This window comes from Nocardioides acrostichi, assembly GCF_015319165.1.
Classification (GTDB): Bacteria; Actinomycetota; Actinomycetes; order Propionibacteriales; family Nocardioidaceae; genus Nocardioides; species Nocardioides acrostichi.
On record NZ_JADIVZ010000003.1, the window covers coordinates 236,035 to 261,113 of the forward strand.

At 71.1% G+C, this 25,079-nt stretch carries 25 protein-coding genes; 15 read left to right on the plus strand and 10 right to left on the minus strand.

Annotated features, from left to right (window positions below; genetic code table 11):
* Positions 1 to 146: 146 nt before the first annotated feature.
* From ISG29_RS08945 to ISG29_RS08950, 3 genes are all read left to right on the plus strand, one after another.
* A complete protein-coding gene (locus tag ISG29_RS08945) occupies positions 147 to 1,532 on the plus strand; it encodes an OFA family MFS transporter (protein WP_194503073.1) in 1,386 nt (461 codons plus the stop codon).
* Entirely contained in the window at positions 1,529 to 1,630 is a 102-nt protein-coding gene (locus tag ISG29_RS21935; protein WP_456237960.1) for an MFS transporter small subunit, read from the plus strand. Before ISG29_RS08945 ends, ISG29_RS21935 begins: the two co-directional genes overlap by 4 nt.
* A gap of 100 nt (positions 1,631 to 1,730) precedes the next feature.
* Complete coding sequence (locus ISG29_RS08950; protein WP_194503074.1) at positions 1,731 to 2,915, plus strand: acyl-CoA dehydrogenase family protein; 1,185 nt, start codon at positions 1,731 to 1,733, stop codon at positions 2,913 to 2,915.
* Here ISG29_RS08950 and ISG29_RS08955 read toward each other — a convergent pair.
* Positions 2,881 to 4,038, minus strand: a complete 1,158-nt coding sequence (locus tag ISG29_RS08955; protein ID WP_194503075.1) for an acyltransferase family protein — start codon at positions 4,036 to 4,038, stop codon at positions 2,881 to 2,883. The genes ISG29_RS08950 and ISG29_RS08955 overlap by 35 nt on opposite strands.
* A gap of 205 nt (positions 4,039 to 4,243) precedes the next feature.
* Here ISG29_RS08955 and ISG29_RS08960 point away from each other — a divergent pair, with 205 nt between their 5' ends.
* Positions 4,244 to 4,732: a GtrA family protein gene (locus ISG29_RS08960; protein WP_194503076.1), complete on the plus strand. Its 489-nt coding sequence runs from the start codon at positions 4,244 to 4,246 to the stop codon at positions 4,730 to 4,732.
* Here ISG29_RS08960 and ISG29_RS08965 read toward each other — a convergent pair.
* From ISG29_RS08965 to ISG29_RS08985, 5 genes are all read right to left on the minus strand, one after another.
* The gene (locus ISG29_RS08965; protein WP_207792910.1) at positions 4,680 to 5,915 is read right to left on the minus strand and encodes an MFS transporter; all 1,236 of its coding nucleotides are present in this window, start codon (positions 5,913 to 5,915) and stop codon (positions 4,680 to 4,682) included. The genes ISG29_RS08960 and ISG29_RS08965 overlap by 53 nt on opposite strands.
* The gene (locus ISG29_RS08970) at positions 5,903 to 6,514 is read right to left on the minus strand and encodes a Maf family protein (RefSeq protein WP_194503077.1); all 612 of its coding nucleotides are present in this window, start codon (positions 6,512 to 6,514) and stop codon (positions 5,903 to 5,905) included. The genes ISG29_RS08965 and ISG29_RS08970 overlap by 13 nt, the downstream gene beginning before the upstream one ends.
* Positions 6,515 to 6,535: 21 nt before the next feature.
* Entirely contained in the window at positions 6,536 to 8,206 is a 1,671-nt protein-coding gene (locus ISG29_RS08975; protein ID WP_194503078.1) for a DUF885 domain-containing protein, read from the minus strand.
* Between the two features lie 54 nt (positions 8,207 to 8,260).
* Positions 8,261 to 8,554: an acyl-CoA carboxylase subunit epsilon gene (locus tag ISG29_RS08980; RefSeq protein ID WP_194503079.1), complete on the minus strand. Its 294-nt coding sequence runs from the start codon at positions 8,552 to 8,554 to the stop codon at positions 8,261 to 8,263.
* A gap of 103 nt (positions 8,555 to 8,657) precedes the next feature.
* Positions 8,658 to 10,340 carry an acyl-CoA carboxylase subunit beta gene (locus ISG29_RS08985; RefSeq protein ID WP_194503080.1) on the minus strand — a complete coding sequence of 561 codons (1,683 nt, stop codon included), beginning with the start codon at positions 10,338 to 10,340 and terminating at the stop codon, positions 8,658 to 8,660.
* Between ISG29_RS08985 and ISG29_RS08990 the strand changes: the two genes are divergently transcribed.
* The 9 genes from ISG29_RS08990 to ISG29_RS09030 all read left to right on the plus strand — a co-directional run bounded on the left by ISG29_RS08990 (position 10,339) and on the right by ISG29_RS09030 (position 17,968).
* Positions 10,339 to 11,181 (plus strand): biotin--[acetyl-CoA-carboxylase] ligase, encoded by an 843-nt coding sequence (locus ISG29_RS08990; RefSeq protein ID WP_194503081.1) that lies wholly within the window; start codon positions 10,339 to 10,341, stop codon positions 11,179 to 11,181. The genes ISG29_RS08985 and ISG29_RS08990 overlap by 2 nt on opposite strands.
* Positions 11,182 to 11,199: 18 nt before the next feature.
* Positions 11,200 to 11,703: a PH domain-containing protein gene (locus ISG29_RS08995; protein ID WP_207792911.1), complete on the plus strand. Its 504-nt coding sequence runs from the start codon at positions 11,200 to 11,202 to the stop codon at positions 11,701 to 11,703.
* A 5-nt stretch (positions 11,704 to 11,708) separates the two neighbouring features.
* Entirely contained in the window at positions 11,709 to 12,722 is a 1,014-nt protein-coding gene (locus ISG29_RS09000; protein ID WP_328828520.1) for an adenylate/guanylate cyclase domain-containing protein, read from the plus strand.
* Positions 12,723 to 12,970: 248 nt separating this feature from the next.
* The gene (locus ISG29_RS21590) at positions 12,971 to 13,282 is read left to right on the plus strand and encodes a winged helix-turn-helix domain-containing protein (RefSeq protein ID WP_194503083.1); all 312 of its coding nucleotides are present in this window, start codon (positions 12,971 to 12,973) and stop codon (positions 13,280 to 13,282) included.
* 33 nt (positions 13,283 to 13,315) lie between these two features.
* Positions 13,316 to 14,488, plus strand: coding sequence for a 5-(carboxyamino)imidazole ribonucleotide synthase (locus tag ISG29_RS09010; RefSeq protein ID WP_194503084.1), 1,173 nt, complete (start codon positions 13,316 to 13,318; stop codon positions 14,486 to 14,488).
* A gap of 10 nt (positions 14,489 to 14,498) precedes the next feature.
* Positions 14,499 to 15,035, plus strand: coding sequence for a 5-(carboxyamino)imidazole ribonucleotide mutase (gene purE, locus ISG29_RS09015; protein WP_194503085.1), 537 nt, complete (start codon positions 14,499 to 14,501; stop codon positions 15,033 to 15,035).
* Positions 15,032 to 16,249, plus strand: a complete 1,218-nt coding sequence (locus ISG29_RS09020) for a heparan-alpha-glucosaminide N-acetyltransferase domain-containing protein (RefSeq protein ID WP_194503086.1) — start codon at positions 15,032 to 15,034, stop codon at positions 16,247 to 16,249. The genes purE and ISG29_RS09020 overlap by 4 nt, the downstream gene beginning before the upstream one ends.
* Before the next feature lie 222 nt (positions 16,250 to 16,471).
* Positions 16,472 to 17,020 (plus strand): Dps family protein, encoded by a 549-nt coding sequence (locus ISG29_RS09025; RefSeq protein ID WP_194503087.1) that lies wholly within the window; start codon positions 16,472 to 16,474, stop codon positions 17,018 to 17,020.
* 171 nt (positions 17,021 to 17,191) lie between these two features.
* Complete coding sequence (locus ISG29_RS09030; protein ID WP_194503088.1) at positions 17,192 to 17,968, plus strand: sigma-70 family RNA polymerase sigma factor; 777 nt, start codon at positions 17,192 to 17,194, stop codon at positions 17,966 to 17,968.
* Positions 17,969 to 17,972: 4 nt separating this feature from the next.
* On the opposite strand, the gene ISG29_RS09035 is transcribed toward ISG29_RS09030, so the two are convergent.
* Both ISG29_RS09035 and ISG29_RS09040 read right to left on the minus strand, forming a co-directional pair.
* Positions 17,973 to 18,872, minus strand: coding sequence for a crotonase/enoyl-CoA hydratase family protein (locus ISG29_RS09035; RefSeq protein ID WP_194503089.1), 900 nt, complete (start codon positions 18,870 to 18,872; stop codon positions 17,973 to 17,975).
* Positions 18,873 to 18,884: 12 nt separating this feature from the next.
* On the minus strand, positions 18,885 to 20,108 hold the full coding sequence (locus ISG29_RS09040; RefSeq protein ID WP_194503090.1) for an LCP family protein: 1,224 nt from the start codon (positions 20,106 to 20,108) through the stop codon (positions 18,885 to 18,887).
* A 24-nt stretch (positions 20,109 to 20,132) separates the two neighbouring features.
* Here ISG29_RS09040 and ISG29_RS09045 point away from each other — a divergent pair, with 24 nt between their 5' ends.
* Positions 20,133 to 20,651, plus strand: coding sequence for an acyl-CoA thioesterase (locus ISG29_RS09045; RefSeq protein ID WP_194503091.1), 519 nt, complete (start codon positions 20,133 to 20,135; stop codon positions 20,649 to 20,651).
* A 48-nt stretch (positions 20,652 to 20,699) separates the two neighbouring features.
* Entirely contained in the window at positions 20,700 to 22,166 is a 1,467-nt protein-coding gene (locus ISG29_RS09050; RefSeq protein ID WP_194503092.1) for an LCP family protein, read from the plus strand.
* 61 nt (positions 22,167 to 22,227) lie between these two features.
* Here ISG29_RS09050 and ISG29_RS09055 read toward each other — a convergent pair whose 3' ends face one another.
* Together ISG29_RS09055 and ISG29_RS09060 are read right to left on the minus strand one after the other, a co-directional pair.
* On the minus strand, positions 22,228 to 22,890 hold the full coding sequence (locus ISG29_RS09055) for a GNAT family N-acetyltransferase (protein WP_194503093.1): 663 nt from the start codon (positions 22,888 to 22,890) through the stop codon (positions 22,228 to 22,230).
* Positions 22,891 to 22,944: 54 nt separating this feature from the next.
* Positions 22,945 to 24,693 (minus strand): HNH endonuclease, encoded by a 1,749-nt coding sequence (locus ISG29_RS09060; protein WP_194503094.1) that lies wholly within the window; start codon positions 24,691 to 24,693, stop codon positions 22,945 to 22,947.
* Positions 24,694 to 25,079 lie beyond the last annotated feature (386 nt).

Sequence of the window (25,079 nt, forward strand, 5' to 3'; positions counted from 1 at the left end):
GCGCTCCTGCCCGATGGTGGTGAGGGGTGTTCTCGTGGGACTCGGTTCGCAGGGTATCGCCCGACTCACCCCGACCGATCAGGTGTGGCGCCTCTCACGTCGGGTCGGCAGGGTGGCCATCACATCGTTGACGTAGGAGGATTCTCGTGGCCGTCCCGTCGTTCCTCTCCCGTGAGCGCATCGTCGCGCCACCGGGATACAGCCGGTGGCTGGTGCCGCCCGCCGCCTTGGCCGTGCACCTCTCCATCGGTCAGGTGTACGCGACCAGCGTGTACAAGAGCGCGCTCGTCGAGCGCTTCGACTCCAGTCTCACGGCTGTGGGCGTGGTGTTCTCGCTGGCGATCGCGGTGCTGGGGGTCTCCGCCGCCCTGTTCGGCACCTGGGTCGATCGCAACGGCCCGCGCGCCGCCATGGCGGTGGCCGCCGTCTTCTGGTCGGCCGGCTTCTTGGTCTCGGCCCTCGGCATCTCCGCGGGACAGCTGTGGCTGGTCTACCTCGGCTACGGCGTGCTCGGGGGCATCGGACTGGGCATCGGCTACATCTCACCGGTCTCGACCCTCATCAAGTGGTTCCCCGACCGACCCGGCCTCGCCACCGGCATGGCGATCATGGGCTTCGGGGGCGGTGCGCTGGTCGCCAGCCCGCTCAGCAGCCGGCTGCTCTCGCTCTACGACAGCGGCTACCCCGACCAGACCGCCAGCGGCGGGGCCGTCGCCGGGCTGTTCGTCACGCTGGGGCTGGTCTACCTCGCGTTCATGCTCTTCGGCGCGCTCATCGTGCGCGTGCCGGCCGACGACTGGAGGCCGGGCGGGTGGGAGCCGTCGCGGAGCAAGCAGCAGAGCATGGTCACCACCGCCAGCGTGTCGGCGGCCACGGCCATCAAGACTCCCCAGTTCTGGCTCGTGTGGCTGGTGCTCTTCTGCAACGTGACCGCGGGCATCGGCATCCTCGAGCAGGCCGCGTCGATGATCGTCGACTTCTTCCGCGAGGGTGGCGCCTCGAGCGTCTCCGCGCCCGCAGCGGCCGGATTCGTGGGCTTGTTGTCGATCTTCAACATGGCCGGGCGGTTCGTATGGTCCTCGACCTCTGATGTCATCGGCCGTAAGCCCACCTACATGCTCTACCTGGGAGTCGGCCTCGTGCTGTACTCGGCGCTGGCCCTGGCCGGGACCAGTTCGACGGTGGTCTTCGTGCTGCTCGCCGCGGTCATCATCTCCTTCTACGGTGGTGGTTTCGCGACCGTCCCGGCCTACCTGCGCGACCTCTTCGGCACCTACCAGGTCGGCGCCATCCACGGCCGGCTGCTGACGGCGTGGTCGCTCGCCGGCATCGTCGGACCACTCATCGTCAACGGGTTCCTCGACGCCCGAGGGACACCGGGGGAGCTGGTCGCCGACGACTATCGGCCGGCCCTGCTGACGATGGTCGGTGTGCTCGCGGTCGGCTTCGTCGCCAACCTGCTGGTGCGCCCCGTGGCCGAGAAGCACCATGAGCCCGAGACCGCACCCACCGAGGAGAGGAGCGCCGCATGAGCGCCAAGATCGCCGGAGCCTGGGCCCTCGTCGGCATCCCGCTCGTGTACGGGATCGTCGAGACGCTGATCAAGGTCAGCTCGCTGTTCACCGAGTGAGCCAACGCCCCGGGTGGGCTCAGTGTGGCGGCCCTCGGGGGCCGATGACCGTCGTCCCGGTTGGTTAACAAACGCTAACCGGTCGGGCTAGGGTGCAGACATGACCGCTGCCACGCCATTCGAGCTGTCCCGCGAGCACGAGGAGTTCCGCCGCAGCGTGCGGGAGTTCGCCCAAGGGGAGATCGCCCCCCACGCGGCCCAGTGGGACAAGGACCACCACTTCCCGACCGACGTCGTGCAGAAGATGGGGGCTCTGGGGCTCTTCGGCCTCACGGCACCCGAGGAGTTCGGCGGCGCGGGCGACGACGGCGACTTCACCTCGCTGTGCGTGGCGATCGAGGAGGTCGGCCGGGTCGATCAGTCGCTCGGCATCACACTCCAGGCCGGTGTGGGCCTGGGCATCAACCCGATCCTCACCTACGGCACGCGCGAGCAGCAGCAGGAGTGGCTGCCGGCGCTGGTGGCCGGCGATCGCCTGGCCGGGTTCGGGCTCACCGAGCCCGGCGCCGGCTCCGACGCCGGGGCCACCCGCACCAAGGCCGAGCTCGTGAACGACGAGTGGGTCGTCGACGGCGCCAAGCAGTTCATCACCAACTCGGGTTCCGAGATCACCTCGCTGGTCACGGTCACGGCCCGCACCGGCACGCGCGACGACGGCCGCCCCGAGATCTCCGCGATCATGGTGCCCGCGGGTACGCCAGGATTCGTCGCCGAGCCCGCCTACGACAAGCTCGGCTGGCACGCCTCCGACACCCACCCGCTGAGCTTCACCGGCTGCCACGTGCCGGCCGAGAACCTGCTCGGCGAGCGGGGGCGCGGCTACGCCCAGTTCCTCGCCACCCTCGACGACGGCCGCGTGGCCATCTCCGCCCTCTCGGTCGGCTGCATCCAGGCCTGCCTCGACATGGCGGTCGCCTACGCCGGCGAGCGTGAGACCTTCGGTGCCCCGATCGGCCGCAAGCAGGGTGTGGCCTTCCAGATCGCCGACCTCGAGGTCATGGTGCACGCCTCGCGCCTGCTCACCTACCGCGCCGCCGCCCTCAAGGACGCCGGAGCCCCGGCGTCCGCCTTCAAGCAGGCCGCGGCGGTGGCCAAGCTCTACAGCACCGAGTCGGCGGTCACGGCCACGCGCATCGCCACGCAGGTGTTCGGCGGCTACGGCTTCATGGAGGAGTACCCGGTGGCGCGGTTCTACCGCGACGCCAAGGTGCTGGAGATCGGCGAGGGCACCTCGGAGGTGCAGCGGATGCTCATCGCCCGTGGCCTCGGCCTGCCCGTGGAGTGAGTCGGTCCGCTCCCGACCCGGCGACCTCGAGGGTGGCCCGGGCGGGTGTGCGTCGCCACCGTCGCTCGAGCGGTGACTCGATCCACCTGTGGACGGCCGCGGCGATGGCCACTGATGCCAGCAGCGCCAGTGCGATGGTGATCTGGTCGAGTGTGGGGTCGGCGCCGAGTCGTAGGACCACCTCGTGCTGCACCTTCAAGACGCTGGCGTGCACGAGGTAGAACGCGAAGGACCACTCACCGAGCCGGCGAGCCGCGGGGGAGCCCCACCGTGACGTGCGGTGGGCGAGGTCGTCCGTCGCTGCGGCCGCGATCAGCCATGAGAACGGCACCACGAGCACGAGGGACACCGTGGCCCAGAGGGGCACGAAGGCCGTGGCCACGTACGCCGCGAGGACGAGGAGCAGGGCGGCTCTCGTTGTGAGCGGCGGTCGCCATCCGCGACGGACGGCGTGGGCGACCAGGATGCCGACGGCGAACTCGGCGACGCGCGTGATCGGACAGATGTAGATCAGCCACGCCGCCGTGGAGTCCAGACTCCCGGGGGCCGTGGGATGGAGCAGCAGGCTCGGTACCACCATGAGAGCGGCCGCCCCGAGCCCGAGCGTGCGCCGACCCCGGCGTGTCGCGGTGAGCGTCGTCAGGAGCGGGAACATCGCATAGAAGAAGAGCTCGGCCGAGATCGACCACCCCGGACCGTTGGCCCCGTAGTGCACGGCCGCGGAGGGAAACCAGGCCTGGAGGCCGACGACGGAGGGCGCGACATCGCGCGTGGTCTCCATTAGATCGCCGGTGCCCGCCACGAGCAGCGCCCAGCCGGCCGCGAGGCACAGCCAGTAGACCGGCATGATCCGGGCGAGCCGGCGGCGGTAGAACGCACGGGGGGTGTCGTCAGGCCGGTGTGACCAGGTGAGCACGAAACCGGACAGCACGAAGAAGAACGACACGCCCACATAGCCCCGACCCGCGACGGCGAGTGCCATGTCGTGCCCAGGGCCGGGCAGGGAGTGGCCGGCGGCGTGGTAGGCGAACACCGCCAGCGCGGCGGGGAACCTCAGGCCGGTCAGCGAGTCGATGCGTGGTCGCTCGGCGACCTCGCTGGCAGCCGCTTCGTGGGTACTCATGCCGATCGCAGAGCCTAGGGCGCCCGCGACGACCGCGGGTCTGTGTTGCGCTCTTGTCGTGTTGTGTCTGGACCAGTGGCCGGCCTCGGGGTCACCGCGAGGGGTCGTACATTGCGCCTCGAGGGGTCGCAAAGTGCGGCGCCGCTGCGCGATTTGCGACCCCTCGGGCAACGATTTGCGACCCCTCGCGCATAACCTGCTGACCATGGGACGACGGTGGCGCCGCTTCGTCGACGAGGCGTGGCGGTTCCTCGCGGTGGGCGGGTTGGCGACGATCATCGCCTTGTTCCTCTTCAACCTGCTCGTGCACGGGTTCGGCACGCCGCTGGCGGTGCTGGCCGACCAGCCGCTGGTGGCCTACGTCGTGGCCAACCTGGTGGGGATGGCGGTGAGCTACCGGGGCAGTCGCGACTTCGCCTTCCGGCACCGCGAGCCGGTGCATGCCGACGGCGGTCGCACGGCCTTCGTGGTCATCAACGTCGCGACGATGGCGATCCCCGTGGCCTGTCTCTTCGTGAGCCGCAACCTGCTGGGGCTCGACGACCCGGTCTCCGACAACCTCTCGGCCAACGTGATCGGCCTCGTGCTCGGTCTGGTCACCCGGTTCTGGCTGTTCCGGCGGTTCGTGTTCCGGCACCCCGTCAGCCTGCTGGCTCGCTCCCGTCCACGAGCGGACGCGTCTCGGGAGCCCTGAGCCACGGACCGATCGCGAGGGCGCTCACGAGGGCCGTGAGCGCGTAGGCGGGACCGAAGCCGGCGTGGTCGGCCACCACGCCGGTGAGCACGGGACCGAGGATGGCTCCGGCGTCCTGGCACATCTGGAACGTGCTCAGCACGGTGCCGCCCGTGCGTTCGTTGCCCACGACGTCGGCGACGGCAGCCTGTTGCCCCGGGTTCACCAGCCCGGCCCCGAGCCCCGATACCGCCGCCAGCGGCAGCAGCACCCAGAGAGTCGTGCTGGTGCCGAGCGCCACCAGACCGACCGCGGTGACGCCCAGGCCGGCCAGCACGAGCGGACGACGTCCGATCCGGTCGGTGAGCCGGCCGGCGGCCTGGAGGGCCACGGCGGTCGCTGCGGCTGCGACCGCGAGCGAGACGCCGGCCGCCCAGGTGGCACCCGTGATCGCCACCGCCAGCTGGGGCAGCACCGCGACCCGTACACCGAAGTTGCACCAGCCGTTGGCGAACGCGGAGACCAGGGCGGCCCGGTAGGTGCGGTGCGAGAGGGCCTCGCGCACCGGCATCACGGGGCGGGGTGGGGCGTCCGGCGCCGGGCGCAGCCGCGCGCCCGAGAGCCGGAAGCCGACCGCCAGCGCCGCGAGCACCAGCGCGCCGGCGTAGACCACGAACGGCGCTCGCAGCCCGAACTGGGCCAGCGAGCCGCCCAGCACGGGGCCGAGCATGCCGCCGATGAGGAATGTGCTCGCCCATGCCGAGGTGACCCGCCCGCGCATCGTGGGTGGCGCCAGGCGCACGAGGAGCGCCATCGCCGAGACCGTGAACATCGTGGACCCCAGACCGCCGAGTCCGCGCAACACCAACAGCTGGGTGTAGGACTGCGCGAACGCGGTCGCCAGCGAGGACGCCGCCACGATGCCCAGGCCGGTGAGGTAGACCGGTCGCTCGCCCAGCCTGGCGATGAGCGCGCCGCCACCGGGGGCGAAGACCAGCCGGAAGAACGCGAACGCCGACACCACGAGCGAGGCGGCTGCGACGCCGACGTCGAAGGAGCGGGCGTAGGCCGGCAGGACCGGCGCGACGATGCCGTAGCCCAGGGCGATGACGAAGGCCGAGGCCACCAACACCCGGATCTCGCCGGGCAGCGGCTCGCGCTGAGACCGCGCCGGTCGCGATCCGCGCTTGGTCAGCGAGACCACTGGCCGGCCCAGAGGTCGGTCCAGAGGTGACCGAGCTCGGTCGCCATCGTCCGCACGACCGGAAGGCTCACGCCCACCACGTTGTGGTGGTCGCCCTCGATGCCGGTCACGAAAGCGCCGCCGAGCCCGTCGACGGTGAACGCTCCGGCGACCATCAACGGCTCCCCGGTGGCGACGTAGGCCGCGATCTCCTCATCGCCGGGCTCGGCGAAGTGCACGGTCGTCGACGCCACCCGTGAGCGCTGCTCGCCGGTGGCGGTGTCGCGCAGACAGTGACCCGAGTGCAGCACGCCGGTGCGCCCGCGCATCGCCCGCCAGCGCTGCGTCGCGACCTCGGGCGTCCCCGGCTTACCCCACGCCTCGCCGTCCATCTCGAGCACGGAGTCGCACGCGAGCACGAGCGCGCCGGCGGGCACCTCGGGCCGGTCGAGCACGGCGGCCAGCTTCAGCTCGGCCAGACCGCCCGCGAGCTCGGCGGGCGGCAGCCCGTCGAGCACCGACTCGTCGACCCCCGACACCACGACCACCGGGTCGAGGCCGGCGCTGCGCAGGGTGGCCAGGCGTGCGGGGGACTGGGAGGCGAGGACGAACGTCGGCACGGTGCCGACGCTACCGGCGCCTCACAGCCGCGCGAGGGCGGCCTTCAACGGGTCGAGGCCCAAGGAGCCGAGATCGAGGGCGTCGGTGTGGAATCGCTTGAGGTCGAAGGCCGCCCCGGCGCGGGCTCGCGCCTGGTCGCGGGCCTCCAGCCAGATGCGCTCGCCGACCTTGTACGACGGCGCCTGGCCGGGCCAGCCGAGGTAGCGGTTGACCTCGAAGCGCAGCGAGCCGTCGTCCATGCGGGAGTGCGCGCGCAGGAACTCCATGACCAGGGCGGCGTCCCACGTGGCACCGGGCCGGAAGCCGAAGGGGTTGCCCTGCGGCACGCTCAGACCGAGGTGCACGCCGATGTCGACGATCACGCGGGCCGCGCGGAAGCCCTGCATGTCGAGGAAGCCGAGCCGATCGCCGGGGTCGGCGAAGAAGCCGAGTTCGTCCATGAGCCGTTCGGAGTACAAGGCCCAGCCCTCGCCGTGGCCGCTGACCCAGCACAGCAGCCGCTGCCAGCGGTTGAGCAGGTCGGCGTTGTGCACCGCCTGGGCGCACTGGAGGTGATGGCCGGGCACGCCCTCGTGGAACACGGTGGTGGTCTCGCGCCAGGTCGAGAACGTGCGGTGGTCGTCGGTGAAGGAGAACCACATCGTGCCGGGACGGGAGAAGTCCTCGTTCGGCGGGATGTACCAGGCGCCACCGTCGTTGACCGGCGCCACCCGGCAGGCGATCGTGCGGATCGGCTCGGCGATGTCGAAGTGCACGCCGTCGAACTGCGCCAGGATCTCGTCGGCCCGGCGCTGCATCCACTCCTGGAACGCGTCGCGACTGCCACAGTCGCGGGCCGGGTCGGCGTCGAGGGCGGCCACCGCGTCGTCGACGGAGCCACCCGGCACGATGCGCTGCGCGGTCTCGCGCATGTCGGCCTCGATGCGGGCCAGCTCCTCGAACCCCCACAGGTAGGTCTCCTCGAGGTCGACCTCGGCGCCGAGGAAGTACCGCGACGCGAGCGCGTACTGCTCCCGGCCCACACCGTCGATCTCGCGACCGCGCGGGGCCAGCTCGGTCTCGGCGAACCGGCCGAACTCGGCCACCGCGGCCGAGGCCTCGCGCGCGGCCGCCGCGACCCGCTCCGAGAGGCCGGACGGCGCCTGGGCGGCCAGGTTGGCGAAGAAGTCACCCGAGGCGCCCTGCTGGCCGGTCCAGCCCCGCACCTGGTCGGCGATCTCGACATACTGACGCCGCGCCGAGACCCGGCCCGCGTCTGCCTCGGCGCGGAGGGTCTCGCGGTAGCCCGCCAGGGCGGCCGGGACGCCGGCCAGGCGCTCGCCGATCGCCTCCCACTGCTCGTCGGTGTCGGTGCCCATCACGTCGAACACCTCGCGGATCGAGTGCAGGCCGCTGCTGATCACCGACACCTGGCTGCGCACCGCGTGCGCGTCGGCCTGCTCGACCGCGAGGCCGATCCGCTCGGTGAAGGCGTCCTGGGCCACCCGCTCGCGCTCGTCGCACGGCGTGAGCGCGGCGACGTCGGCCAGCGCGCGCCGCTGGAGTTGCTCGCGCGCGCCGAAACCCTCCGGGCTCAGATCCGGCAGCAGGTGGTCGTACCCGGGAATGCCGGCATACGTCGCCTCCAACGGATCGAGGGCAGCGAGTTCCTCGACGTAGGCGTCACACCGGGCATCCACGGGTCGCGTCATGTCGCCACCCTAGGGTCGCGCACCGACACCGTTTGCGACGGTTCCGGACGGCGCTCAGCGGGGCAGGCCGCTGGCCCGCCAGCCGCCCCGACCCTGGGGCAGGCCGGTGGCGTGCGTGGTGCGGTGCAACCGCCGCGGGTGCGACCACTCCGAGCGCACCGGCTCGGGGGCCGGCGCGCCGCCGCCGAGGCTGGCGAACACCGCCACGACGGCCGCGATCTCCTCGGGCGTCGCGTCGGGGTTGAGAACCCTCAGCAGCGGCCTTGCGGCTTCGCTCTCCGGACTCGCTGCGCCCGTCCCGGAAGGCGCGGAATCCGCTGCGCTCGTGCCGTCTTGATTCACGACCATCCAGGCCTCCTTCGTCGGCACCGAAGAGGCGCCGCACTCGCTGCGCTCGCGCTGTCCTCCCGTTCCGACCAGACCAGGCTCGCTGCGCTCGCGGTCTGGTCGGTCACAGCGGGATGTTCCCGTGCTTCTTGGGGGGCAGGGTCTCGCGCTTGTTGCGCAGCAGGCGCAGCGCCTTGACGATCTCGGCGCGGGTCTCGCGGGGGGCGATGACGGCGTCGATGTAGCCCCGCTCGGCGGCGATGTAGGGGTTGGCCAGCGTGGTCTCGTACTCGTCGATCAGCTCGGCCCGCTTGGCCTCGACGTCGCCGCCGTCCTTCTCGACCTTCGCCAGTGTCTTGCGGTGCACGATGTTGGCCGCGCCCTGCGCGCCCATCACCGCGATCTGGCCGGTGGGCCAGGAGAGGTTGATGTCGGCGCCGAGGTGCTTGGAGCCCATGACGTCGTAGGCACCGCCGTAGGCCTTGCGGGTGATGATCGTGACCAGCGGGACGGTCGCCTCGGAGTAGGCGTAGATGAGCTTGGCCCCGCGGCGGATGATGCCGTTCCACTCCTGGTCGGTGCCCGGCAGGAAGCCCGGGACGTCGACGAAGGTGAGCACCGGGATGTTGAAGGCGTCGCAGAACCGGACGAATCGGGCCGCCTTCTCGGAGGCGTCGATGTCGAGCGTGCCCGCGAACTGCATCGGCTGGTTCGCGACCACGCCGACCGGGCGGCCCTCGACGCGGCCGTAGCCGACGATGAGGTTCGGGGCGAAGAGCTCCTGCACCTCCAAGAAGTCGTCGTCGTCGAGCACGGCGGTGATGACGTCGTGCATGTCGTAGGGCTGGTTCGCGCCGTCGGGGATGATCGTGTCGAGCGCGAGGTCGTCGTCGGTCGGCTCGAGGTCGGCCACCTCGTCGTAGACGACCGCCTCGTCGAGGTTGTTCTGCGGCAGGAAGCTCAGCAGCGCCTTGACGTACTCGAGCGCGTCCTCCTCGTCGGAGGCCATGTAGTGCGCGTTGCCCGACTTGGTGTTGTGCGTGCGGGCGCCGCCGAGATCCTCCATCGAGACGTCCTCGCCGGTGACGGTCTTGATGACGTCGGGGCCGGTGATGAACATCGCGGAGGTCTGGTCGACCATGATGGTGAAGTCGGTGACGGCGGGGGAGTAGACGTGTCCGCCGGCACAGTTGCCCATGATGAGCGAGATCTGCGGGATCACGCCGGAGGCGTGCACGTTGCGGCGGAAGATCTCGCCGTAGAGGCCGAGCGAGACCACGCCCTCCTGGATGCGCGCGCCGGCACCCTCGTTGATGCCGATGATGGGGCTGCCGGTCTTGATGGCGAGGTCCATCACCTTGACGATCTTCTCGCCGTAGACCTCGCCGAGCGAGCCGCCGAAGACCGTGAAGTCCTGGCTGAACACGCACACCTGGCGACCGTCGATGGTGCCGTAGCCCGTGACCACGCCGTCGCCGTAGGGGCGCGTCTTCTCCAGGCCGAACGCGGTGGAGCGGTGCCGGGCGAGCTCGTCGAGCTCGACGAACGAGCCCTCGTCGAAGAGCATCTCGATGCGCTCACGTGCGGTCTGGCGCCCCTTGGCGTGCTGCTTCTCCACGGCCTTGGCCGAACCCGCGTGCACGGCCTCGTCGATGCGGCGGTCGTAGTCGGCGAGCTTGCCCGCCGTCGTGTGGAGGTCGATGTCGTCGGGGACGTCGGTGCCCTCACCTGGCTGTGCGCTCACGGATTCCGCTCCTGCCGGGGCTCGTGCTGCTGCTGGGTCTGGTCGTGGGCAGACTAACTGCATGGCCTCGCCCGGGAACGCCCGCCCACGACTCGACACGCCCCTGGACCGGGCACGACTGGAGGAGCGCGGCGTGCGTGTCGTCGACCAGACCACCTCGACCAACGAGGACGTCGCGGCTCTCGCTCGGCGCGGCGCGTCGCCCGGCCTGGTGATCGTCACCGAACACCAAACGGCGGGCCGTGGTCGGTTGGCCAGGCCGTGGGAGACCCCGGCCCGCACCGCTTTGACCTTCTCGCTCCTGCTGCGGCCGGCCGTTCCCGCGTCGGCGTGGCCGTGGCTGCCGCTGCTCACCGGCCTGGCCGTGACCGACGTCCTCACCGCCGCCGGCTTCCCGGCGCGGCTGAAGTGGCCCAACGACGTGATGATCGACGACCGCAAGGTGGCCGGCATCCTGCTCGAGCTCGTCGACGGTGGGGTCGGAGGGCCGGCGGCCGTCGCCGGCATCGGTCTCAACGTGCGACTCCCGGCCGATCTGCTGCCCACCGAGACCGCGACCTCGCTGCTGGTCGAGGCGCAGCGTGCCGGCCTGGGCGTGCCGCGTCGCACGGACCTGCTGCTCGACGTGCTCGACGCGCTCGGGTCGCGGCTGGAGAGGTGGGAGGCGGCGGGCGGCGCGGTCCAGACGCTTCGGGAGGCCTATCTCCCGGTGTGCGTGACGATCGGACGCCGGGTGCGGGTGACGCTGCCCGTCGGCGACCCGCTGGTCGGTGTCGCGGCCGACATCGACGAGTCCGGCAGGCTGGTGGTGCATCCGGACGCCGTCGGACCCGGCGACGTCGAGCCGGTCGCCGTGGCGGCCGGAGACGTCGTGCACGTACGGCCGGCCCCCGAGGGTTCGTGACATGATCGCGGCGTGGGCATGTCTGCGAAGCACCTGAGCGAGGGGGAGCGGATCGTCGTCTCGACCCGGACGCACCCCAAGGTGCTGCTGGGCCCGCTCATCGTTCTCGTCCTGCTCCTGGCGGTCGGTGCCTTCGTGGAGACGCGCACCGGGCCGGGCAGCGACCGGTGGCTCTCCCGGGTCGTGTGGGTGCTCGTCGCGGTCGGCGTCGTCTGGTTCGTCGTGCGCCCGTTCCTCCAGTGGTTCGCGGGCTCCTACACCTTCACCGACCGCCGCCTGGTCACGCGCACCGGTGTGCTCACGCGTCGCGGGCACGACATCCCGCTCTCCCGGGTCAGCGACGTGGCCGTCGAGCGCAACGTGAACGACCGGTTGCTCGGCTGCGGCACGCTCGTCATCAGCGACGCCAGCACGCACGGCTCCGTGACGCTCCCCGACATCCCTCGGGTGGAGGAGGTGCAGCGTCGGCTCAACGACCTGCTGCACGAGATCCACAGCGGTCGCGACGACGAGGGCGCCTGAGGGCCGTGTCGCGCGACGACGAGCAGCTCGAGCGAGAGGCCGAGCAGCGCCGCTCGGGTGACCTGGTGCGGGCGATCCTGGGTGGGCCCCCCGAGCTCACGGCACCGCAGCTCGCCCACCAGGCCGGGGTGACGTCGGAGCAGGCGCGTCGCCTCTGGCGGGCGTTGGGGTTCCCCGAGTACCCCGACGACGTCGAGGCCTTCCTGCCCGCTGACGTCGAGGCGCTGCGACTGCTCGCGGGCACGGTCGAGAGCGGCCTGGTCGACTTCGACCTGGCCGTCAACCTCACCCGCGGGCTGGGGCAGACGATGGCGCGACTCGCCGACTGGGACGTCTCGGCCCTGGTCGGCCGCATCGAGCACCTCAGCGCAGCCGACCCCGATGGCGGCACGCGCGTGGACGCCGCGGTCCGGGTGGTCGACGAGTTCCGCGAGCCCTTCGAGCACCTCATGCTCTACGCCTGGCGCCGGCACCTCGCGGCCGCCGCGGCGCGGGTCGAGACCTTGGCCTCGGACGACGACGAGGGCTTGCACACGGCCGATCTCACGGTGGGCTTCGCCGACATCGTGGGTTTCACCGCGCTGTCGAACACCCTGACCGAGGAGCGCATCGGCGACCTGGTCGAGCTCTTCGAGATGCGCTGCGCCGATGTCGTCACCGCTCAGGGTGGCCGGATCATCAAGTCCATCGGCGACTCGGTGCTGTTCGTCAACGAGAGCCCCCTGCGCTCCTATGACACGGCCGAAGGCATCATCCACGTGATCGGACGCGACCAGCGGATGCCCGACGTGCGCGTCGGCCTGGCCAGCGGCCTCGTGGTGATGCGGCTCGGTGACGTCTTCGGCCCCCCGGTGAACATGGCCGCCCGGCTCACCAACGTGGCGCGGCGCAACCGGATCATCATCGACGCCGCGACGGCGGCCAAGCTGCCCGACGACCAGTTCGAGACCCGTCGTCTGGCCGCTCGACCGGTGCGCGGGTTCGGCATCGTTGAGCCGTTGACGGTGCGCCGCCACTGAACGTCGCGCGCAGCGGCGTCGGTGCTGAGACAGAGCCGGCCTATCGAGAGCCTGTCGGGAGCCCGTCGAGAGCCTGTCGGGGGCCGGTCCGGTCACGGGGGCACCGGACCGTTCGGTGTCCTTTACCTGCCGTCCCCCAAACGGGGGACGGCAGGCGCCCCCGTGAATCCCAGAAGTGACATGAAAATGCCAAGGCCGTTTCGGGCCAAACCCTACCGTCGAGCTCGTCACCTTCCTAGGCTCATCCCGTGATCAAGGTTCAAGAGATCTCCGTCGACCCCGAGACCCGTCAGGCATGGAAGGACGGGGAGGAGGTGGCGCTCTCGCGCAAGGAGTTCGACCTCGTCCACGCCCTCATCGCTCGAGCCGGCGACATCGTGACCCGTGACGAGCTCATGCGCGAGGTGTGGCACGCGTCGTTTTGGACCTCCTCCAAGACCATCGACGTGCACCTGGGCTGGGTGCGCCGCAAGCTGGGCGACGACAGCCGCCGTCCACACCTCATCACGACCATCCGCGGCAAGGGGCTGCGCTTCGAGAAGGCCTCCCCAGCCGCCTGAGCGCCCTCTGCGTCGACCACTAGGCTGTCGGCCGTGAGTGCCGACCCTCAGCCTGCTGCGCCCACCGTCGCGATCATCGGAGGCGGCCAGCTGGCCCGGATGATGGCCCAACCCGCCATCGCTCTCGGCCTGCCGGTGCGTCTGCTGGCCGAAGCGCCCGGGGTCTCGGCCGCCCAGGTGGTCGTCGACCACGAGGTCGGCGACTACCGGGATCTGGAGACCCTGCGCCGGGTCACGGCGGGATGTGCCGTGGTCACCTTCGACCACGAGCACGTGCCCACCGACCACCTGCACGCGCTGGAGGAGGCCGGGGTCGCCGTCCGGCCCGGTCCTCAGGCCCTCGTGCACGCTCAGGACAAGGCGGTCATGCGCGAACGCCTCACCGCGCTCGAGGTTCCCTGCCCGCGGCACGCGGTGGTGGCCGACGCCGACGAGGTGGCCGGCTTCGGGTTCCCTTGTGTGCTCAAGACGACCCGGGGCGGCTACGACGGCAAAGGCGTCTGGGTGGTGCGCACCCGCGAGGACTGCGTCGAACCCTTCGCCACAGCGGCCGAGGCCGGGGTGCGCATCCTGGCCGAGGAGCTCGTCGACTTCCGCCGTGAGCTGTCGGCGCTGGTGGCCCGTGCGCCCAGCGGACAGGCGGCGGCCTATCCGGTGGTGGCCTCGACCCAGACCGACGGCATCTGCCACGAGGTGATCGCGCCCGCCCCCGACCTCGATCCGGCTCTGGCCGCCCAGGCCCAGCACGTGGCGCTGCACGTGGCCGGCGAGCTGGGCGTCACCGGCGTCTTGGCCGTGGAGCTGTTCGAGACCACCGACGGCCGGATCCTCGTCAACGAGCTCGCGATGCGCCCGCACAACACCGGTCACTGGACGCAGGACGGCGCCGTCACCTCCCAGTTCGAGAACCATCTGCGAGCGGTGCTCGACCTGCCGCTGGGATCACCGGCTCCACGGGCCACGTGGACCGTGATGGTGAACATCCTCGGCGGCCCCGACCCCGCGGTGGGCCGCCTCTACGACGGCTACCCCCACGCCCTGGCCAGGGATCCCCACCTGCGGGTGCACCTCTACGGCAAGGCGCCGCGCCCCGGGCGCAAGGTCGGGCACGTCAACGCCTACGGTGACGATCTCGAGGACTGCCTCGAGCGGGCCCGGCACGCCGCGGCCTGGTTCCGTGGTGACCTCGGCGACGAGAGTGAATGAGGATCCGGTGATGAGCATCGACCAGACCAGCCCGGCCCCGCGCGTCGGCATCGTCATGGGGTCCGACTCCGACTGGCCGGTCATGCAGGCGGCGGCCGAGGCGTGCGCCGAGTTCGACGTCGTGACCGAGAGCGACGTGGTCTCGGCGCACCGGATGCCGCACGAGATGCTGGCCTACGGTGAGCAGGCTGCCGACCGCGGTCTCCAGGTGATCATCGCGGGTGCCGGCGGAGCGGCCCATCTGCCCGGCATGCTCGCCGCCGTCACTCCGCTGCCCGTGATCGGTGTGCCGGTGCCCCTGAAGTTCCTCGACGGCATGGACTCCCTGCTCTCGATCGTGCAGATGCCCGCCGGGGTGCCGGTGGCGGGCGTGGCTATCGGCAATGCCCGCAACGCCGGCCTGCTGGCGGTGCGCATCCTCGCGGCGTCCGACCCGGGCCTGCGCGAGCGCATGACGCGCTTCCAGGCCGGCCTGCGCGACGCGGCGCACGCCAAGGGCGAAGCCGTCCGCCGGCAGTCGCGACCCGGTTCCCGGCTCGGCTTTTGACCGAGGCCGCCCGCTTCCGCCTCGTCGGGCTGGACGCCGCCCGCTGGGTCGCCCTGCTCGGCATGATGGCCACCCACCTGCTGCCGATGGCCCAGGCCGACGGGTCCAACACGTGGGTGGCCACCGTCTTCGCCGGCCGCGCCGCCGCCCTGTTCGCGGTGCTCGCCGGCGTCACCCTCGCGCTGCTCACCGGCGGTCCGCAGCCCGTGAGGGGGCCGGAGCTGGCCCGCGTGCGGATCGCGCAGTCGGTGCGCGGTCTGCTGGTGGTGCTGATCGGTCTGGCCCTCGGCGAGACCGACTCGGGTCTGGCGATCATCCTGGTCAACTACGGGGTGCTGTTCTGGCTGGGGCTGCTGGTGGTCCGGCTCCGCGCCCGCGCTCTGGGCCTGCTCGCCGCGGCCGTCGCGGTCGGCGCGCCGGTGGGTGACCACCTGCTGCGCCCGTACCTGCCACCCCGTGGCGTCGGTGTGCCTGTCTTCGGTGACCTGCTGCACCCGCTCCACCTGCTCTCGGAGCTGTTCTTCACCGGCTACTACCCGGTGACCTGCTGGGCGGCCTACCTCCTGGTGGGCATGGCGCTGGGTCGGCTCGACCTGCGCCGGATCTCGGCCGGGCCCCGCGCGCTGCCGGTGTTCGGCGGCATCGCGGTGGTCGGGGCCGCTGTCGCGGCCGTCACGACCGTGGTCTCCCACGCGCTGACGTCGCGGACGTCGGTGCTGGCCCGGCTCGACCCTGCCCTCTACCGCGAGCGCGGGGCGCGCGCCGTCCTCGAGCAGGTGGATCAGCCCCGAGAGGGCGTCGGCTACTTCGGCCAGACCCCGGTGCGCGGCAGCTGGGACTGGCTGTTGGTGGTCGCTCCGCACTCCAGCACCCCGTTCGACCTCGTGCAGAGCGCGGCCAGCGCGGTGGGCGCCATCGGTCTCGCGCTGGCGCTCACACACCTGCTCCACGGTCGAGTGCTCCGTACTGCCGCGGTCGTCACCGGCGCGGGCCGCAGCACCTTGACGCTCTACTCGGTGCACGTGCTGATGACGTCGTCGCTGCTGCCACCCTCGCCGGGTCCGGGGTTCGCGATCGTTCAGGTGGTCGTGGTGCTCGCGCTCGGATCGGGACTCGTGCTGGCCCGTCGTCGTGGGCCCCTGGAGGCGTTGGTCACCGAGGTGTCGAAGGGTGTCGCGGACCGCTTCGTCGCGGCGTCGACCCCACGGACGTGAATCCCGGGGTAGGGTTGGACCGAGCGGCGCAGCGCACCCCCCATGAGGCTGCGTCGCCCGCCGCCGGGAGTCCGGCGGTCTTGGGGTCGGGGCGCCGTTCCCCCCGCGACGTCCCGGCTCCGCCGAAGGCTCGCGCGGTGTGTCGGTTCGTCCCTCCTCCGAGCTGTCGCTCACCCGGGCAGGTGTCCGGAGTCGGGGCGCGGTGTGCCTAGCCTCGCTGGCATGACCTCCGACATTCAGTACACGACCCCCGGCATGGACGCCGCGAGCGCCGCCCGGGTCATCGAACTCCTCCAGGACCGTCTCAACGCGGCCAACGACCTGCATCTGACCCTCAAGCACGTGCACTGGAACGTGGTCGGCCCCCACTTCATCGCCGTGCACGAGATGATCGACCCGCAGGTCGAGGTGGTTCGCGGGTACGCCGACGACCTGGCCGAGCGCATCGCCACCCTGGGTGGGTCGCCGGTGGGCACGCCCGGCGCCCTGGTCGCGGCGCGGTCGTGGGAGGAGTACTCCATCGGTCGCGCGACGACCCAGCAGCACCTCGGCGCGCTCGACCTCGTCTACCGCGGCATCATCGAGAGCTACCGGGCGGGCATCAAGGAGCTCGACGATCTCGACCTGGTCACCCAGGACATGTTCGTCGCACAGACCGAGCAGTTGGAGCTGTTCCACTGGTTCGTCCGGGCGCACCTCGAGGACACCGGCGGCAAGCTGTCGACCGAGGGTGCCGGCTCCGAGCGTGAGGCCGCGGCGCAGGCAGGCTGAGACGGACGGGTCGAGACCGTAGGGTCGAGACCGGCGGGTCGACGAACGTCGCCCATGGGAGGCGGGTGGTCCGGACCGGGCCGCCCGCCTCTCGTATTTACCGACCGGACAGCGTCGTCACGTGCCACGATGAGCCGGTAGTGGGGGGAGCCGAGCAGGAAGGATCCCCCGGTGTCGGCTGACGGTGTGCACGGTTCCTCCATCGGCGTGGCGAGCCGCCGACTCGAGATCGCCCGGCTGATGCTGCGGGCACGCGCGACGTCCGGCGTGGAGAGAACCCGCCTCGAGAACGAGGTCGTTCGGCTCAGCATGCCGGTCGGACGACAGGTCGCGGGCCGGTACGCGCGCCGCGGAGTGGGGCTCGACGACCTCGAGCAGGTCGCCTACCTGGGCCTGGTCAAGGCGGTCCGCACGTTCGATCCGGTGCGGGGCGAGGACTTCCTCTCCTATGCCGTGCCCACGCTGCGCGGTGAGCTCAAACGCCACTTCCGCGACGCCGGGTGGACCGTGCGCCCGCCCCGATCGGTGCAGGAGGCGCAGGCAGTGGTGCTCGCGGCCGAGGCCCGCCTGACCCAGGAGCTGGGCCGTCACCCCGGGCCTGCGGACATCGCCTCGGAGACCGGCCTCGACGTCATGCTCGTGCGGCAGGCGCTGGGGGCCACCGGTCTCTTCCGCCCCGCCTCGCTGGACGCGCCCTGGGAGCGGGAGGTTCCGGTCGCCGACACGCGCGACCTCGAGCTCGTCGAGCTGCGCGAGGCCGTGCGCCCTTTGCTGGCCGGCCTGGGATGGGTCGACCGCACCATGCTGGCCATGCGCTACGTCGAGGGCCGCACCCAGGCCGACATCGGCCGGGTCGTGGGGCTGAGTCAAGAGCAGGTGTCTCGCCGGATCTCCCGGCTGCTCGACGACCTGAGGTCGACCTTGGATCGCGAGGCCGGGGCCGCCTGAGCTCTCAGCCCCGCGGGTGGATGCGTGGAGCCTGGCTGGCGCGGCTGGTGAAGACGGGGGCGCGCTTCTCGCGGAATGCGGCCACGCCCTCCTTGCCGTCACCGATCGAGGTCCAGTACATCGCGAGGGAGTCCGAGAGGTGGGCCTCGAGAGGGTGGTCGTGGGCGCTGTTGCGGTAGAGCATCTGCTTGGCCAGCGCGAGGGCCACCGGAGAGCGGTCGACGACGATCGATCGGGCCAGCTCGAGGGCTGCCGGCACCAGGTCGTCGGGCTCGTGCACCGAGCGCAGCAGCCGGCCGGTGAGCGCCTGCTCCGCGGTGAGGATCTCGGCGGAGTAGACCCAGTCCAGTGCCTGCTGGATGCCGACGATGCGAGGCAGGAACCACGTGGAGCACGCCTCGGGCACGATGCCCAGGCGCCCGAACACGAACCCGATGCGTGCCTTGGTGGAGGCCAGTCGGAGGTCCATGCCGAGCGTCATGGTGGCGCCGATGCCCACGGCGGGGCCGTTGATGGCGGCGATCACGGGTTTGGGCAGTGCGTGGATCGCGAGCGTCACCTTGCCGCCGGTGTCGCGCACGCCCTGGTCGTAGGGCGGCTCGTCGTAGGCCGCGCGGAACTCCTCAGGGGTCGGTCGCACCGTCTCGTCGAGGCCGAACACGTTGCCCTCGGCGGAGAGGTCCATGCCGGCGCAGAACGCCCGGCCGGCACCGGTGACGACCACCGCGCGCACGTCGTCGTCGCGCGCGTCGACGCGGAACACCCGCTCCAGTTCGCGCGCCATCGTGAGGTCGAAGGCGTTGAGGGCGCCAGGCCGGTCGAGGGTGAGGAGAGCGATGCCGTCGTCGTCGACCTCGAAGGTGAGGGTCTCGTAGGCGGGGGTCTGGTCAGTGGTGTCGGGCACGGGGTGACCCTCTCACCCCGTGACGGAGGAGGGCAGACCCGAGGGGGAGCAGAGGTTCTTGCCGATGCGGTCGGTGTCGTCGTTGATGATCGCCTTGAACATCTGCGGCGCCCGCTCGGCGTCCCAGTGCACGGCCAGATCGGAGATCGGCACCGAGCAGGTCAGGCCGTTCTCACCGTTCACGTGTGTCATCGCCATCGCGAACATCGCGGCCCGAGCCGGGTTCATGCCCTTGCCGAACGTCACGAAGCCGGTGGCCGCCATGTTCAGGTTCCAGTAGCGCCACGGGAGCAGAGACCACGGTGAGATGGCCTTGGACCCCACCTGGGAGACGACCTCTCGTTGAGCCTGCGCGCGCTGGATGTCGCCGGTGGCGTACGTGTGCCGTGAGCGTGCGTAGGCGAGCGCCGTGGTGCCGTCGGCCTCCTGACAGCCCTTCTTCACGTCGAGGTTGGCCAGCTTGTCGACCATCGCCTGCTGGGGGCAGATGGTGATGCCGCCGACGGCGTCGACCACGTCGACGAACCCGCCGAGGCCGATCTCGACGTACTCGTCGATCTTGATGCCGGTGTCCTGCTCGACGGTCTTGGTGAGCAGCTTGGGGCCACCGAAGGCGTAGGCGGCGTTGATCTTGGTCGTGCCGTGTCCGGGCACCTCGACGAGCGAGTCACGGGGGATCGAGAGAAGCAGGTTCGGGCCGGAGCCGGTGTGTAGCAGCATGATCGTGTCGGTGCGCTGGCCGACCGCGTTGCCGGTGCCGTACTGCTTGCGCTGCTCCTTGGAGAGGCCGGCCCGGGAGTCGCTGCCGACCAGCAGATAGGTGGTGCCGGGCTGGTCGTCGGGCCGCTTGCCGGACGGCTCGAACGCGACCTCGTCGACCTTCGTCCAGGCGTAGACGGGAACGGCGACCAGGAACACGATGTAGGCCAGCAGCACCAGCAGCAGGTACCGCACCCGGAACCTGGGCCGGAAGCCGCGGCGCGAGCTGCGATAGGTGGTGCCCGGTTGGGACGGCGTGGGCGCCGGCCGCGGGGTGGGTGCCGGCGTGGGTGCCGGGGAGGGCCCGGACGACCCCGTGCCGGGCCGCGGCTGGGTGGGCATCATGCGGGTGGCGTCGTCGCCGCCCTCGTCGCGTCGCGGTGCGCCGCCCTGGCCGTAGAGCCAGTCGTAGCGCTCGCCGTCGGAGGAAGCTCCCGAGGAGTTGTCGGGGGAGTCGCTGGGGGGACGCTGTGCCATGGGTTAGGACGGTACCGTGCCGCCATGCCCGCCGACCTCCACTCGAGCCCGGCGGGTCATCCGCCGACGTACGCCAGCGTGTCGCTGACGGTCATCACGAACGGCACCCAGGCCAACCTGCTGGGCAACATCCACGGTGGCGAGATCGTGAAGCTGGCGGACTCGACCGCCGGTGCGGTCGGTCAGCGACACAGCGGCGGACCGGCCGTGACCGCCGCCCTCGACGAGATGGTGTTCCTGGCGCCGGTGCACGTCGGCGACATCGTGAGCACCTACGCGTGCGTCAACTGGGCCGGCCGATCGTCGATGGAGATCGGGGTGCGGGTCGAGGCCCAGCCGTGGAACGACCCGGACGGCGACGGCTTGCACGTGGCGTCGGCGTACTTCGTGTTCGTCGCCATCGACACCTCCGGCCATCCCCGGTCGGTGCCGCCGCTGTTACCGCAGACCGAGGTCGAGCACCGTCGCTGGCGCGAGGCCGAGATCCGCAGGGCGCACCGGCTGGCCCGCAAGCAGGAGATCGACGCGGCTCGGGGATCCTGACGGCGCGCCTGACCGATGTGACGCCTGTGGCTCGTGATACTTCCTGGCATGCCCGTTCCTTCCCCCGGGTTGCCCGACCCCACCCGACCTCAGCGCCCAGCCGCGGGTCGCACCTCGGTCGACGACCGCGCCGCCCGCATCCGCTTCCGCCGCGCCCTCTCGCTGATGGTGATGACCCTGGTCGCGCCCGGCTCGGCCCAGATCGCCGCCGGCAACGCTCGCGTCGGGCGGATCGCCCTGCGCATCTGGCTGGGCAGCTGGGCCCTCGCCCTGCTGGTGCTGATGGCCGTCGTGGTCGACCACGGCCTGGCCATCAGTCTCGCGGTGTCGCCGTCGCTGCTGCTCCTGCTGCGCATGGCGATGCTGGCCGGTGCGGTCGGCTGGGCGGTGCTGTTCATGGACGCCTGGCGTCTGGGCCAGCCGCTCACGCTCGGCATGGCGCACCGGCGCGCCGTCGTGGGGGTCAACGGCCTGCTGTGCTTCTCGGTCGCGGGCACGTTGTTGTTCGGCGCGCACGTACTGGCGGTGCAGCGCGACTTCATCGTGACGATGTTCGGCAACGGCACGGCCACGAGCGCGAACCACGGCCGGTACAACGTGCTGCTCGTGGGCGGCGACTCCGGCGCCGGTCGGTGGGGCCTGCGACCTGACTCGATGACGGTCGCCTCGATCGACGAGGTCACCGGTCGCACGGTGCTGGTGTCGGTGCCTCGCAACATGAAGAACTTCACCTTCGCTCCCGGCTCGGTGATGGCCAAGCAGTTCCCCGATGGCTTCGACGCCGACTACGTCAACGGCGTCAGCACCTGGGCGCTCGATCACACCGACCTCTTCCCCGGTGACAAGGATCCGGGGATGGACGCCACGATCTCGGCCGTCGAGGGCATCACCGGTCTCGAGATCAACTACTGGGCGATGGTCAATCTGCAGGGCTTCAAGGATCTCGTGGACGCCGTGGGCGGCGTCACCCTCAATGTGCGTCAGCCGATCCCGGTCGGGCTGCCGGGTGACTACGGCTACCACTTCATCCAGCCCGGCACCCGCAAGCTCGACGGCGTCGACACCCTCTGGTACGCCCGGGCCCGCCACACCTCCGACGACTATTCGCGGATGGCGCGCCAGAAGTGCGTCATGAACGCGATGCTGCAGCAGATCAGCCCCCAGGTCGCGGTCACGCGCTTCGAGCAGATCGCCAAGGCGTCCTCCGAGCTCATCTCGACGGACCTGCCGGCGTCTGAGCTGAGCACGTTCATGTCGCTGGCGCTCAAGGCCAAGAGCCAGAAGATCTCCACGATCTCGCTGGTGCCCCCCATGGTGAACACCGCCGACCCGGACATGGACCAGCTGCACTCCATGGTCGCCAAGGCGGTCGACTCCTCCGAGGCCACCCCCTCGAGCGCGCCGAAGAACAAGGTGCGCAAGAAGGCGGAGGAGACCGTCACCGGTGGTTCCCTCGGGTCGCTCTCCACCGGATACGCGGCCAACAAGTCCAGCGACCTCTCCACGGCCTGCTGATTCACCCGCGAGGGGTCGTGAATCGTCCCGCGAGGGGTCGCGAATCGTGCCGCCCGTGGGTTCACTCGTCGGGATCTCCGACACCGAGTACCGTGCGCAGACCTGCGGCCCCGGAGATCGCGACGATCTGTTCTGGCCGCACCAGGTCGGCCGGGTCGAGGACGAAGCGTCGGTGCTCGGCCGCAAGGCCGTCACGGAGTTCGAGCTTGCCGCCGTTGGGCCGGTAGCCGACCTTGCGGCTCACGGCGGCGGACGCCGGGTTGTCGGCGTATGCGCCGCTCGTGATCTGGTGCGCGCCGAGCTCGTCGAAGAACAGCACGCAGAGGGCCCGGCGCATGAGGGTGCCGATGCCTCGACCGTGCACCGATCTGGTCAGCCAGGAGAAGGTATCCGGGGTCCGCAACGCGGGGTAGTGCCTCGCTTCGGCGCCTTGGATGCCGACGATGTTGCCCTCGTGACGGACGACGAGGGGGAGCGCCCACTCGTCGTCACCGAGCCCGGCCCGGTACCGCCAGCAGCGACGGGCGAGATCGCGGCCCACGGTCGTGGCGTCGGCCGACGCCCAGTCACGCGGGAACGGTCGCAGGGAGTCGGCGTGGATACCCGCCTCGGCGGCCTCGGCGAGCTCGGGAAGGTCTTCGTCGCGCATGAGGCGCAGGGTCAGCGGGCCCACCTCGACGTGGAGCGCGAACGGAGGCCAGATCTCTTCGAGGATCGAGGGCATGCCGCGAGCCTTCCGGTGCGGCTCGCGCGGGCGCAACCGGTTTGAGGGTGGCCCTCAGGTGAGGTGTTCGGTGCCGTCGGGGTCGACCAGGAAGTGCCGGCCGTGGGGGCTGGTCCAGAGGTAGAGCCCGGGGCGGATGCGGCGGTAGCGCCAGCGTTTCTCGGATCGGCTTGGTTGGTGGCTGGGGCTGGGGTGGGTCTTGGCGCGGTGGTGGGTGCGGCACAGCGGCGCGAGCGTGTCGGTGCTGGTCTGCCTGGGTGGGCCGCCCTGGGAGCGTGGGACGTATTCGTCGATGTGGTCGAGGTCGGCGCGCATCGCCGACCTGGTACAGAAGGGGAAGGCGCAGGTCTGGCGCTGCTCGGTGACTCGGTAGGCGATGCGGTCGGGGATCTCGTAGGCATCCACCGCGACCGTCTCGGCCAGATCGACGACGGGCTTGACGATGACTTTCGTGTCGGGGTTGCCGGCCCAGGTCGCGACCTGGGCGGCGGTCACGGTGGCCCGGTGTGCACCGGTGGCGGTGGACACGCGGGCGAGGTGGATGCCCAGGGCACCGGTGGCGGGGTCGATGCTCGGTGTGCCGGTGCCAGTGATGGCTTCGCTGGAGAGGTGCACGTGGAGGACGAGTTGGCGGGCGGGCACGCTTGCGGGCACCGTGGTGGGGAGCGTGGTGGGTTGGGGTGGTTTCGACACGCCTTCGCCTTCGGCATCCGGCGGCTCAACCACCAGCAGGGCCGGTGGTTGAGCCGTGAGGCCGTCCACCACCGGCGGGGCTGGTGGTTGAGCCGTGAGGCCGTCCACGGCCGAGCGCGTCGAAACCACCGCCGAGCCTGGTGGTTGAGCCGTGAGGCCGTTCACCACCGCCGAGGCTGGTGGTTGAGCCGTGAGGCCGTCCACCACCGGTGAGCCCGGTGGTTGAGCCGTGAGGCCGTTCACGGCCGAGCGCGTCGAAACCACACCACCGCTCACCCCGCCACCGAGGTCGAGCATGGTCTGGTTCCGCGCGAGCTGGCCCAGGGCGGCGGCACGTCGTTCGCCGAGGTCCAGCGGTGAGCCGAGCGCGGACTGCTCGGCGGCGAGGTGGCGGAGGGCGTGGTCGAGGTCCTCGGCATCGGCACGGTCCAGGAGCCCGTCGAGACGCACGAGGCCGTCGAACGCGCAGATTGCCCCCTGGCCGGGCTGGTCGAGCTCGATGGTGACGTGCCGTTGTGCGTGGGCGTCGGCGATGTCGGCCTCAGCGGTTTCGGGCTGGTAGCGGGCGATCGCGTCGGCGACGAGGCCGTCGAGGGCCCGCAGGCCGGTCTTGTGCGCGACCGGGGTGATCATCCGGTCTACAAAGGCGGCAGCATCGGCACCGACCTTCATCGTCTCTTCGGCGATGCGGCGTACCCGCCACGGAGCCACCCGTCCGGAGGTCATGGCCTCCCAGAGCAGTGGGAGGCGGAACCGGGTCTCCATCACCGCCCCCACGAACGCCCGACCAGAAGCATCGGAGCGCCCCAGTGCGGTGGCGAGCTCGATGATCGCGAACTGAGCCACCAACGGCGTACCCGGGCCACCGGCCCCGATGAGCCGATCACCACCCTCGACCTCATAGGCGGCCAGCAGCTCCTCGGTCACCACACCCAGCGGGCCGCCGGCCACACAGTCCGGCACGTGGCCCTCGGCGTGCGCGGCACACCACTCCGCGGCCGCCTCCCACAGCCGGATCTCGGCGGCCTGCGCTTCGCGTTGCGCGGTGACCGCCGCAGCCAACGCACCATGGGGCAGCCCGTGGGGCTGGGGTGCGGGCGCCGTGGTCATGACCCGATTTTACTCGAACACCTGTTCTATCGGAAGGTGTGACGGCGAACTGTGGAGGAGATGTTGCCTTGCCCGTTGCGGGGTTTCGACGCGCTCGGCCGTGGACGGCCTCACGGCTCAACCACCGGTGCGTCAGCGCCGTGCGGGGTTTCGACGCGCTCGGCCGTGGACGGCCTCACGGCTCAACCACCGGTGCGTCAGCGCTCGCGTGGGGGTGTCGACGCGCTCGTCGCTGGCGCTCCTCACGGCTCAACCACCGGTGCGCCAGCGCCGCGCGGGGTTTCGACGCGCTCGGCCGTGGACGGCCTCACGGCTCGACCAGCGGTGCGTCAGCGTCGTGCGGGGTTTCGACGCGCTCGTCGCTGGCGCTCCTCACGGCTCAACCA

Coding starts and splice junctions, on each gene's coding strand:
- ISG29_RS21935 (WP_456237960.1), top strand. CDS start 1,529: ATGAGCGCCAAGATCGCCGGAGCCTGGGCCCTCGTCGGCATCCCGCTC.
- ISG29_RS08950 (WP_194503074.1), top strand. CDS start 1,731: ATGACCGCTGCCACGCCATTCGAGCTGTCCCGCGAGCACGAGGAGTTC.
- ISG29_RS08955 (WP_194503075.1), bottom strand. CDS start 4,038: ATGAGTACCCACGAAGCGGCTGCCAGCGAGGTCGCCGAGCGACCACGC.
- ISG29_RS08960 (WP_194503076.1), top strand. CDS start 4,244: ATGGGACGACGGTGGCGCCGCTTCGTCGACGAGGCGTGGCGGTTCCTC.
- ISG29_RS08975 (WP_194503078.1), bottom strand. CDS start 8,206: ATGACGCGACCCGTGGATGCCCGGTGTGACGCCTACGTCGAGGAACTC.
- ISG29_RS08980 (WP_194503079.1), bottom strand. CDS start 8,554: ATGGTCGTGAATCAAGACGGCACGAGCGCAGCGGATTCCGCGCCTTCC.
- ISG29_RS08990 (WP_194503081.1), top strand. CDS start 10,339: ATGGCCTCGCCCGGGAACGCCCGCCCACGACTCGACACGCCCCTGGAC.
- ISG29_RS08985 (WP_194503080.1), bottom strand. CDS start 10,340: ATGCAGTTAGTCTGCCCACGACCAGACCCAGCAGCAGCACGAGCCCCG.
- ISG29_RS08995 (WP_207792911.1), top strand. CDS start 11,200: ATGTCTGCGAAGCACCTGAGCGAGGGGGAGCGGATCGTCGTCTCGACC.
- purE (WP_194503085.1), top strand. CDS start 14,499: ATGAGCATCGACCAGACCAGCCCGGCCCCGCGCGTCGGCATCGTCATG.
- ISG29_RS09025 (WP_194503087.1), top strand. CDS start 16,472: ATGACCTCCGACATTCAGTACACGACCCCCGGCATGGACGCCGCGAGC.
- ISG29_RS09040 (WP_194503090.1), bottom strand. CDS start 20,108: ATGGCACAGCGTCCCCCCAGCGACTCCCCCGACAACTCCTCGGGAGCT.
- ISG29_RS09045 (WP_194503091.1), top strand. CDS start 20,133: ATGCCCGCCGACCTCCACTCGAGCCCGGCGGGTCATCCGCCGACGTAC.
- ISG29_RS09050 (WP_194503092.1), top strand. CDS start 20,700: ATGCCCGTTCCTTCCCCCGGGTTGCCCGACCCCACCCGACCTCAGCGC.
- ISG29_RS09055 (WP_194503093.1), bottom strand. CDS start 22,890: ATGCCCTCGATCCTCGAAGAGATCTGGCCTCCGTTCGCGCTCCACGTC.
- ISG29_RS09060 (WP_194503094.1), bottom strand. CDS start 24,693: ATGACCACGGCGCCCGCACCCCAGCCCCACGGGCTGCCCCATGGTGCG.